Source organism: Amycolatopsis sp. NPDC104587 (assembly GCF_055583645.1).
Window position 1 is genome coordinate 352,080 of the sequence record NZ_JBVJNO010000012.1, and the last position, 9,751, is coordinate 361,830.

Consider the following 9,751-nt stretch of genomic DNA (forward strand, 5'->3'; position numbering starts at 1 on the left):
GCCGGCTTGGTGGCCGCGCTGAGCCTGCTCCGGCCAGCACGTGGCCCTGGCCGCTTGGCGGGCAGCTCTTCGGCCAGCCTGGCGGCCGCGCCCCTCGCCGACACCCGACCCGTGCGGCCGGTCAGCCACTCCTTAGCCAGTCCGGCGGCCGCGCCGAGCCCAACTCTCGCGGGCCGGTCAGCGACTCCTCAGCCGGCCCGGCGGCCGCGCCCAGTCGCTCCTCGGCTGGCGCGATGGCCGCACCCAGTCGCTCCTCGGCTGGCGCGATGGCCGCGGAGGCCGCTCCGATCGCCACCACCCCAGGCTCCTTGCCGCCCGGCGGGCCACTTCCTCCGCCGCCCCGCCCCGCCGCAGCCGCCCGCAACTTCGCCGCCCGCCCGCCATCCCACCCTCGTGCAGCCACCCCAGCCCGCCCTCACCCATTCCAGTTCGTGAAAACTCTTCATTTTCCTCCCGGCTTTCGCTCATCTGAGCGAGAATGCTGTGAGCTAGACCACCTTTCGGGCAAACGGGTGGCAAAAGTGCCCTTCTTCCCATGGTTTTCCGCACCCGCCGGGATCTAGCCTGGGCGCCATGGAATTCGCCGTCGCGCCGACGGATGCCCGTGTCGCCGGCTCGCTGGAGGAATTGACCGTCGTGGTCGGGGGTCATCGGCACAGCGCGCTCGCGGCCGGGCCCGAGTCGGGTGAGCTCGTCCTCTTGCTGCACGGCTTTCCCGAGTTCGCCGACGCCTGGACCGAGCAGCTCCACGCGCTCGGCGAGGCCGGTTACCGCGCCGTGGCCGTCGACCAGCGGGGGTACGCCAGGGAAGCGCGGCCCGAACGGGTCGAGGACTACCGCATCGAACTGCTCGTCGCCGACGCGCTCGCCTTCGCCGACAGCCAGGGCGCCGACCGGTTTCACCTGGTCGCGCGGGACTGGGGCAGCATGGTGGCCTGGACGCTGGCCACGTCCCACCCGCACCGGCTGCGCTCGCTGGCCGTGCTCGGGACGCCGCACCCCGCGGCGCTGCAGCAGGCGATCGCGATCGACGACGGGCAGGCCCACGACCTCGGTTACGTCCGATTCTTCCGCCACCAAGCCGGAAAAGCGGAGAAATTCCTGTTACGCGACGATGCCGCACAACTACGCGCGGTTTACGACCGGCGAATACCCGTCGAAATCCTCGAACGCACCGTCGCGCGCCTTTCGGAGCCCGGCGCGCTGACCGCGACGCTGAATTGGTACCGCGGCGCCACGAACGACGTTTACGACATCCCGGCGGGCCGCGTCACCGTGCCGACCCTGTACCTCTGGGGCAGCGAGGACCCCTACCTCGGGCAGAGCGCCGCCGAGCTGACCGTGCACCACATCGACGCCGAGTACCGCTTCCAGATCATCGAGGGCGCCAGCCAGTGGATGGCGATGGAGACCCCGGACGAGGTCAGCGCCCTGCTCCTGGACCACCTCCACCGCCACTAACCGGTTTTGCGCACCAGCCCGGTGTACCCGACGAGCGCGAGCGTCGCCAGCGCCCAGATCGCGGCCTGGACCAGCCAGATCGCCACGGTGAACCACTGCCCGGCGGGGATCCCGGTGTTGAGGTCGCACCGCCCGCGCACCCCCGGCGACAGCGGCAGCCCGCGGTCCAGGCCGACGCCGACCAGCTCCACGGTCGTGCAGGGCGTGCCGCGCGCGGCCGTGAGGTCCGACGTCCGCTCGGCGGCGCGGTGGCTCCCGTCGCCGACGTGCCCGGCCCAGAGCCCCAAGCCGCCGGCGGCGACCACCGCGAGCAGCAACGCGGCGGCGGTGCGACGCGCGCGGTAGCCGTACCCGGCCAGTGCGCCCCACAGCCCGTGGAACCGCCGCGCGGGCCAGCCGCCGATCGCCTCCGGCGCTCGTCGCTGCAGGTCGCGCTGCTGGGCGATGAGGATCCGGCGGGCGTTGCCGTCGTGGCCCGCGGCCCGCTCCGATGCGGCGAGCCGCTGGTACGGCCCGGGCCGGTACGCGGCCGTGTGCGAGCGGACCAGCTCCAGCCACTCGCTCCAGGTGACGCCGCCGAGCGAGCCGAACCGGAACCCGTCGAGGTCCACCAGGCCGCTCGAGCCCACCAGCTCGGCCGGGAAGAAGACCGGTCCGTCGACCACCGCGTCTTCGAGGCTCACGACGGTCCCGGTGCTGACGATCTCCGCCCCGGTGAAGGCGAGCCGGCCGCCGACCTGGGCGCCCAGGAGGCCGACCGCGGCGGCCGGGCCGGCGCCGGTCGCCTTCAGCCCGGCCGCCTCCAGGCTCTCCCTGACCCGGCACCGGTCGGCGGCCACCGCGGGACCGGCGTCGTTCACGAGCACGGCGCCCTCGAGGGTGCACGGACCGTCGATCCGGGCGCCCGGCAGGATCACCGCGCCGGCCGCGGCCGAGCAGGTCACCTTCAGCCGCGCGAGATCCAGGTGGGTGCCGACGTGGATGTCGTGGGCGCCGAGGCCGGGGCCTGACTCGTTGGTGAGCTCGGCGTCCCCGAGCAGGGCCCGGCCGGCGATGTCGGCGCGGCGCAGCCGGAGCACCCCCCACGGGCCGGTGGCGGTCAGCCGTGCACCGGTGAGGTCGAGGGTGTCGCCGACCACGCAGCCGTCGGCGGACAGCGCCGGGCCGTTGTCCGCCGTGACCTCGACGCCGCCGAGGTCCGCGTGGCCGCCGACCCGCGCGCCGTCGAGGTCGAGCGTGCCGGTCGCCCGCAGCCGGGCCAGGCGCAGGCCGGCCCCCACCTGGAGCCGGTCGCCGCTGAAGGCCGGTCCGGTCTGGTTGACGAGTTCTGCGTCCTCCAGATACAGCTGGCCGCCCACGTGCGTGTTCTGCAGGCAGACCGGGCCGTACTCCCCCGCCCCGCTCCCGCGCAGCCCGACGCCGTGCACACTGCCTTCGATCCGCGCGCTGTCGGCGCTCAGCGCCCGGCCGCGAGGGTTGTCGAGCACCGCGCCGCCGAGGTTGACCTGGCCCTCGATCCGGGCGCCGAGCAGCGAGATCGCGGCGTCCGGGCTGACCCCGGTCACGGTGACGCCGGTGGCGTACAGGCCACCGGCCCGGAGGCGGTCGGCGCCGACGGCCGGGCCGCTGGTGTTCACGAGCGTGGCGCCGTCGAGGTCGAGCTGGCCGCCGACCCGCGCGCCGAGCAGGCGGAGCGCGCCCTCCGCGCCGGCCCCGGTCACCGTGGCCCCGGCCAGGCGCAGGTCACCGTCGACGACCGCGCTGTCGGCGTGCACCACGGGCCCGGACTCGTTGCCGAGGACCGCGTCGTCGAAGGCGACCTCCCCGGCCACGTGGGCGCCGAGCAGGCGGATCGCGCCGCTGTCCCCGGCGCCGGTGGCCCGCAGCGCGCGTCCCTTGAAATCCCGGCACTCGAGGTCGTCGAGGAACAGCGCGGGGCCGTCGCCGCTGCGGATCTCGGCCTGGGCGAAGACGACCAGGCCGTCGACGCGGGCGTCCCGCAGGCAGATCACGCCGAAGTCGCCGGAGCCGGTCGCGCGGACCCCGCTGAAGTCGAGGTCGTGGCCGATCCGGACGCCGGTGCCGTCGAAGCCCGCGATCCGGCTGCCGGACAGGTCGAGCCACGGCAGCCGGGCCTGCCGGGCGCTGATCTCGTTCACGGCCACGCAGTCGACCAGCGCGAGCCCCACCGTGGCTTCGACGTGGTCGAGGTTGAGCGTCCCGGCGATCCGGGCGCCGCCGACACGCACCCCGCGCGGGTCCAGCGGGCCACGCAGGCCGAGCAGCAGCTCGCGCAGCACCGCGGCGCGCACCGGGGCGTCGGTCACGTAGGCGAGGCCGTGGCGGGCCGCGTCGAGCAGCTCGCGCTCCGCCCCGGTCAGCTTGTCGAGAACGGGGAGCGTCACGCTCCCAATCAACCAGGCGGGCGCAGCGCGTCCAGCAGCAGGTCCGCGTAGTGGTCGCCGACCTGGCGGGCCGAGAGCGTGCCGCCGCGGCGGTACCACGAGCCCAGGTGGTGCACCGAGCCGAAGAAGAAGTCGACGATCACGTCGGCCGGCTTGTCCGTGCGGAACTCCCCCGACGCCTGGCCCTCTTCGACCAGGCCGCGGAAGCGCTCGTGGTACTTGCGCCGCTCGGCGCGCACCGCCTTCCGCTTGTCCGGCGAGAGCTGGTGCATCGACTGCAGGAAGATCGTGTTGTCGTCGAGGTTGTCGATGCTGGACACCACGACGTCGGACGCGGCGGCGCCGAGCCGCTCGCGCAGCGGCGCGTCGGACGAGGCGACGCTCTCCAGCTGGCGGGTCTGCTCGCGCAGAACGCGGGCGTAGATCTCGTAGAGCAGGTCGTCCTTCGAGCCGAAGTAGTGGTACATCGCGCCCTTGGTGACCCCCGCGGCTTCGACGATCTCCTGGACGGACGTGCGGTCGAAGCCCTTCTTGGCGAACAGCTTCGTGGCGTGCTCCAGCAGCCGCCGGGGCACGGCGGCCTGCTCGTCGCCACCCGCCTCGCCGGGCTTACGGGTGCTCGCTCGGGTCACGGCCAGTACCCCTCTCCGCAGTCGAACGCACAGGATAACGGCTCAGCGAGCCCAGTCGAGGAACCGCCGGGGGTTGTCGACGAGCATCGTCGAGATGTCCGTTTCGGACACCCCGCGGTCCCGCAGCGCGGGCAGGACGTCGCGGGTGATGTGCAGGTAGTGCCAGTTCGGCGTGAGCACCGGGAGCTGGTCCTCGGGCAGCCAGTCGATGTAGCAGGACGCGTCGTGCGAGAGCACCATGCTGCCCGCGTACCCGCGCTCGCACATCGCCGCGACCGTGTTCACGCGCTCTTCGAACGCCAGCAGCAGGTCGAGGCCGAAGCGGTCCATGCCCAGCAGCGACCCGCGGTCGGCGAGCTCGGTCAGGTACCCGAGGTCGGTCGAGTCGCCGGAGTGCCCGACCAGCACGCGGCTCAGGTCGACACCCTCGTCCGCGAAGATCGCCTGCTGCTCCAGCCCGCGCTTGGTGCCGGCGTGGGTGTGGGTCATGATCGGCGCGCCGGTTTCGACGTGCGCCTTCGCGACCGCGCGCAGCACGCGTTCGACTCCCGGGGTCACGCCGGGTTCGTCGGTGGCGCACTTGAGCAGCCCGGCCTTGACGCCGGTGCCGGCGATGCCGTCGCGGAGGTCCCCGACGAACATCCCGACGAGCGGGTCCTCGCCCTGCAGCATCGTCCCGGGCCCGCGGAAGTGCAGGTAGTGCGGGACGTCGTTGTAGGTGTAGAGCCCGGTCGCGACGACGATGTTGACCTCGACCTCGGCGGCGACCCGCTGCACGCGCGGGATGTAGCGGCCCAGGCCGATCACCGTCGGGTCGACGATCGTGTCGATCCCGGCGTCCTTCAGCTCCTTGAGCCGCCGGATCGCCTCGGGGACGTGCTCCTCCTCGCGGAACCCTTCGTGCTCCGGGTAGTTCTCGGCGAATTCGGGGCTCAGCACGAAGAGGTGCTCGTGCATCAGCACCCGGCCCAGCGCTTCCGGCGCGATCGCGCCGCGGACGGTCTCGACCACGTCGTCACCCCCGGGCCCGCAGTTCGCGGCGGAGGATCTTGCCGCTGGTCGTCTTCGGCAGCTCGTCGAGGACTTCGATGGTGCGCGGGTACTTGTAGGCGGCGAGCCGCTCCTTGCACCAGGCCACCAGCTCCTGCGGGTCGGCGGTCGAGCCCGGCGCCGGGCTGACGTAGGCCTTGACCGTCTCGCCGCGGTATTCGTCGGCGATCCCGACCACGGCGGCCTCGCGGACCGCCGGGTGCGTGTAGAGGACGTCTTCGACCTCGCGCGGCCAGACCTTGAAGCCGGACGCGTTGATCATGTCCTTCTTGCGGTCGACGACGTAGACCCAGCCGCGTTCGTCCATGAACCCGATGTCGCCGGTGAGCAGCCGTCCGCCGGGCAGCGCCTCGGCCGTCGCGTCCGGGCGGTTCCAGTACCCCGAAACGACCATCGGGCCTTCGACGGCGATCTCGCCGGGCTGCCCGGCCGGCAGCTCTTCCCCGTTCTCACCGAGGATCCGGACGATCGTGTCCGGCACCGGCAGGCCGATCGAGATCGTGCCCGACCCCGGGTCGATCGGCGCTTCCAGGTGGCCGGGCACCACGACACAGCCGGCGGTGGTTTCGGTGAGGCCGTACCCGTTGTGGATGTAGTGCCCGGTCTTCGCGCGGAAGGCCTCGACGACGGCGGGCGGCAACGCGGCCCCGCCCGAGTAGAGCAGGGCGAACGACGCGAAGTGGTCGCGGCTGAAGGACGGGTGGGCCATCAGCGCCATGTAGGCCGTGGACGGCCCGACCGTGTACGACGGCCGGTGTTCGAGGAAGGCGTCGAGCACGACCCCGGCGTCGAAGCGGTAGGCGAGGGCGAGCGTGCCCTCGATGTCGATCGCGGAGCCGACTTCGCAGACCATGCCGGTGATGTGGAACAGCGGCGCGAGCCCGAAGAGCGTCGAACCCGCGGGGAGGCCGCTGAACGAGCCGAGCCCGGCGGCGTTGGTGCCGAGGTTGCCGTGGGTGTTGGTGGCGCCCTTCGGGGTGCCGCTGGTGCCGGAGGTGTAGCTGATGAGGGCGACGTCGTCGAGCGCGAAGGCGGGCTCCGGCGGCTTCGGGCCCGGCGTGGCGGCGGCGTCGAGAAGCTCGATGGCGCCAGGGGTTTCCTCGCGGGTAACTTTGCCGAGCACTCGCTCGTCGTCCCGGGTCTGGAACTCGAGCTCGCTGGTGGTGAGGGCGATGGGGAGCCCCACGGCGGTCTTGGCGATGTAGGTGTTCCAGCCGCGCTGCGAGCAGACGATCGCCGTGACGCCGGCGTCTTCGAGGACGTGGGCGAGCTCGCGCTCGCGGTACATCGGGTTGACCGGGACCACGATCCCGCCGGCCTTCCACACGCCGAGCAGCGCGATGACGAACTGCGGGATGTTCTGCAGCACCAGGGCGAGCCGGTCGCCGCGGGCGAAGCCGTGCGCGGTGAGGTGGCGGGCGACACCGTCGGAGAGCTCGTCGAGGCGGCGGTAGGTGAGCCGCGCGTCGAAGTAGGCGATCGCGTCCCGGTCGGGCACGTGGTCGGCGGCCCGGCGGAACGTCTCGGGCAGCGTGGTCGGCTTCGCCGGTTCCGCGGTCCGCACCCGTTCGTCGTAGCTCCCGAGCCAGGGTTTCGTGTCGTACCAGCTCACTCCAGCGACCTCCTTTGGACACCGACCGGTCGGTATGCCGACGCTAGGAGGCCACGCGGTCCGCGTCAAGACCCGGCTCGCGCGACAATGGGCGGAGGTCGTGTTCCACCGGTGAACACGGACGCCGGTTCACCGCGGTTCACCATTGTTCCGCTCACCGCATTGCGCTGGACAAATCGCTGGTCCACCGGACACGATGACCTCCGCGACCGCCTCGGTCGCACTCATTCGGAAAACCGCGCGCTTCCGGTGTGCTCCCTCTATGTTCACGCTAACTTGGAGTGATTCATGCCTGCTGCCACAGGACGTCATCGCCTCTCCCGGCGCACGAAGATCACGACCGCCGTCCTCGGCCTCGCCCTCGCGGCCGGCGCACTGGTGATCGCCACGACGGTGGGCGACCCGAGCAGCGCCAACGCCGCTTCGGGCGCCGGGATCACCTGCCCGGACGTCGCCGGCCGGCTTCCCGCGGTGCCCGCCCCGGCGCAGGCCGAGGTGCAGCGCAACCTCGCGCTACTGGACACGCAGGTCGCCGAGGCGAACAACCGGCTCGTCACCAGCGCCGGGCAGGGCGGCCCGAACTTCGTCCAGAACGCCATCCTCGGGCCGCTGGCGGACAAACGGGCGGCCACGATCGACCGCATCGCCATCGCGATCGGCCGTCAGGGTGAGAAACCGCAAGGCCTCGGCGGCCTGGCCGCGTGCAGCCTGGGCGGCCAGCCCGACACCAAACCGCCGGCGACCACCGCGCCCGCGACGGCGGCGGCCGGCCGGATCAGCTGCCCCGACGTCGAAAGCCGGCTCCCGGCGGTTCCCGCTTCGGCGCAGGCCGAGGTCCAGCGCAACCTCGACCTGCTGGACACGCAGCTCGCCGAAGCGAACAACCGGCTCGTCACCAGCGCCGGGGAAGGCGGGGCCGACTTCGTCCGGAACGCCATCCTCGGCCCGCTCGAGGACAAGCGGTTCGCGACGATCAACCGGATCGCCACCGCCATCGGCCGTCAAGGCGAGAAACCGCAGGGGCTCGACGCGTTGGCCGCCTGCAGCAGCTGACCGCGCCGGCCCGTGACGAATCGCCGAGCAACCGCTTAGTATGGTCTCCGACCCCGAGGAGGCAGTCATGTCCACTGTGGACGGAGTCCGGTACGCGGCGGACAGCGCGGTCGCCACGCTGACCTTCGACAAGCCCGAGCGGACCAACGCGATGGACGTGCCGATGCAGGCCCGCTACGGCGAGCTGCTGCGGCAGGCCGATGCGGACCCGGAGGTGCGCGCGGTGGTCGTGACCGGGGCGGGTAAGGCGTTCTGCCCGGGCGCGGACCTGGGGTTGCTCGACACGATCGTGGCCGCGCCCCCGGCCACGGGCGGCGGCCACGAGAACTTCCGCGACGTCCTGGCGGCGGCATCGGTGGGCGTCCCGGTGGTGGCGGCGATCAACGGCGGCTGCGCCGGCCTGGGGTTCGTGATCGCGTGCTCGGCCGACGTCCGGTTCGCGGCGGCGGGCGCCAAGTTCACCACGGCGTTCTCCCGCCGCGGCCTGATCGCGGAGTACGGCATCGCCAAGCTGCTGCCGTTGCTGGTGGGCGAAGGCCGGGCACGCGACCTCCTGCTGTCCGGTCGGACGTTCACCGCGGAGCAGGCACTGGAGTACGGCCTGGTCCAGGAGGTGGTCCCGGCGGAGGAGCTCCCCCTGCGCGCGCACGCTTACGCGACCGAGCTGGCGACGTACAGCGCCCCGCGGTCGATGGCGGTGATGAAGGGGCAGTTCGCCCGCGAGGCCGCGCTGTCGTTGGAGGACGCGGCGCGCGAGGCGACGGCGTTGATGATCGAGTCGTTCGGGCGGCCCGAGCTGGCCGAGGGGCTGGCCAGCTGGAACGAGCGCCGGGAGCCGAAGTTCCCGCCTTATCCGGCGGGCTGAGCTCGACGGTTCGCCTCACAGCGCTTGAACAGGTAGTAGCCGACGACTTCGCCTTTGATGGCGACGTTCTGACCGGACGCGAGGAACTTGTCCCGGCTCTGCTGTCCCTGCTCGACGAAGACGAACGAGCCGTTCACCAGCTCCCAGCCCTCATGGCAGACCGAGTTGAGAACCGCGGTCGGGTCGCTTACCCGCTGTCTCGTGGTGCTGCCGACCATCGCGGCGATGATGGCTTTCTGGTTCATCACGTCGATCGAGTACTGAAACACGTGATCGCCGCTATGGAAGGCCGCTCGCGCTTGGCCGGCCGGAGACCGCTCGAACGCCGCCCGCACCCGCTCCGCTTCCTGCTGACGCTTGCGTTCCTCCAGCTCACGGCGCTGGCGTTCCTTCGCGGCGAGGTCGGCCGCGACCTCGTCAGGCGTCTTCTTCTTGATCAGCGCCACAACCGGCCTCCGGGATCCGCACCCCACCAGGGGTGCACTCCCCGGGAGTCGGCCTTGCGGGGCGGCGGGTTACGCGGAGTCGATCTCAGTTCGATGAAGCTCGCGAGTGGGGGGGGGGGGGGGGGAAAGCCACCCCCCCCCCCCCCCCCCCCCACCCCCCCCCTCCCCCCTCTCCTTTTTTTTTCCTCGAGTCTCCACTTGGTCCCCTCCCTCCTCTTTTTTCCCCC

Annotated in this window: 8 protein-coding genes; 3 read left to right on the forward strand and 5 right to left on the reverse strand. The window is 72.2% G+C overall.

Going from position 1 to position 9,751, the window contains the following annotated elements; genetic code table 11:
* The first annotated feature begins 573 nt into the window (after nt 1-573).
* Nucleotides 574-1,461, forward strand: a complete 888-nt coding sequence (locus ACZ61C_RS34600; protein WP_465312083.1) for an alpha/beta fold hydrolase — start codon at nt 574-576, stop codon at nt 1,459-1,461.
* Here ACZ61C_RS34600 and ACZ61C_RS34605 read toward each other — a convergent pair.
* The 4 genes from ACZ61C_RS34605 to ACZ61C_RS34620 are packed head-to-tail and all read right to left on the reverse strand — an operon-like array spanning nt 1,458 to nt 7,160.
* Nucleotides 1,458-3,866, reverse strand: a complete 2,409-nt coding sequence (locus ACZ61C_RS34605) for a hypothetical protein (protein WP_465312084.1) — start codon at nt 3,864-3,866, stop codon at nt 1,458-1,460. The genes ACZ61C_RS34600 and ACZ61C_RS34605 overlap by 4 nt on opposite strands.
* An 8-nt stretch (nt 3,867-3,874) precedes the next feature.
* Nucleotides 3,875-4,498 (reverse strand): TetR/AcrR family transcriptional regulator, encoded by a 624-nt coding sequence (locus ACZ61C_RS34610; RefSeq protein ID WP_465312085.1) that lies wholly within the window; start codon nt 4,496-4,498, stop codon nt 3,875-3,877.
* 42 nt (nt 4,499-4,540) lie between these two features.
* Entirely contained in the window at nt 4,541-5,509 is a 969-nt protein-coding gene (locus ACZ61C_RS34615) for a phosphotriesterase family protein (RefSeq protein WP_465312086.1), read from the reverse strand.
* A 4-nt stretch (nt 5,510-5,513) separates the two neighbouring features.
* Nucleotides 5,514-7,160 (reverse strand): AMP-binding protein, encoded by a 1,647-nt coding sequence (locus tag ACZ61C_RS34620; RefSeq protein ID WP_465312087.1) that lies wholly within the window; start codon nt 7,158-7,160, stop codon nt 5,514-5,516.
* 288 nt (nt 7,161-7,448) lie between these two features.
* Here ACZ61C_RS34620 and ACZ61C_RS34625 point away from each other — a divergent pair, with 288 nt between their 5' ends.
* A complete protein-coding gene (locus ACZ61C_RS34625; protein WP_465312088.1) occupies nt 7,449-8,213 on the forward strand; it encodes a hypothetical protein in 765 nt (254 codons plus the stop codon).
* A 67-nt stretch (nt 8,214-8,280) separates the two neighbouring features.
* On the forward strand, nt 8,281-9,078 hold the full coding sequence (locus tag ACZ61C_RS34630) for an enoyl-CoA hydratase-related protein (protein ID WP_465312089.1): 798 nt from the start codon (nt 8,281-8,283) through the stop codon (nt 9,076-9,078).
* On the opposite strand, the gene ACZ61C_RS34635 is transcribed toward ACZ61C_RS34630, so the two are convergent.
* On the reverse strand, nt 9,063-9,524 hold the full coding sequence (locus tag ACZ61C_RS34635) for a hypothetical protein (protein ID WP_465312090.1): 462 nt from the start codon (nt 9,522-9,524) through the stop codon (nt 9,063-9,065). The two genes, ACZ61C_RS34630 and ACZ61C_RS34635, sit on opposite strands and share 16 nt — an antisense overlap.
* Nucleotides 9,525-9,751: the final 227 nt, after the last annotated feature.

Excerpts from the sequence above, each read along its gene's own strand:
- ACZ61C_RS34600 (WP_465312083.1), top strand. The coding sequence starts at position 574 with ATGGAATTCGCCGTCGCGCCGACGGATGCCCGTGTCGCCGGCTCGCTG.
- ACZ61C_RS34625 (WP_465312088.1), top strand. The coding sequence starts at position 7,449 with ATGCCTGCTGCCACAGGACGTCATCGCCTCTCCCGGCGCACGAAGATC.
- ACZ61C_RS34630 (WP_465312089.1), top strand. The coding sequence starts at position 8,281 with ATGTCCACTGTGGACGGAGTCCGGTACGCGGCGGACAGCGCGGTCGCC.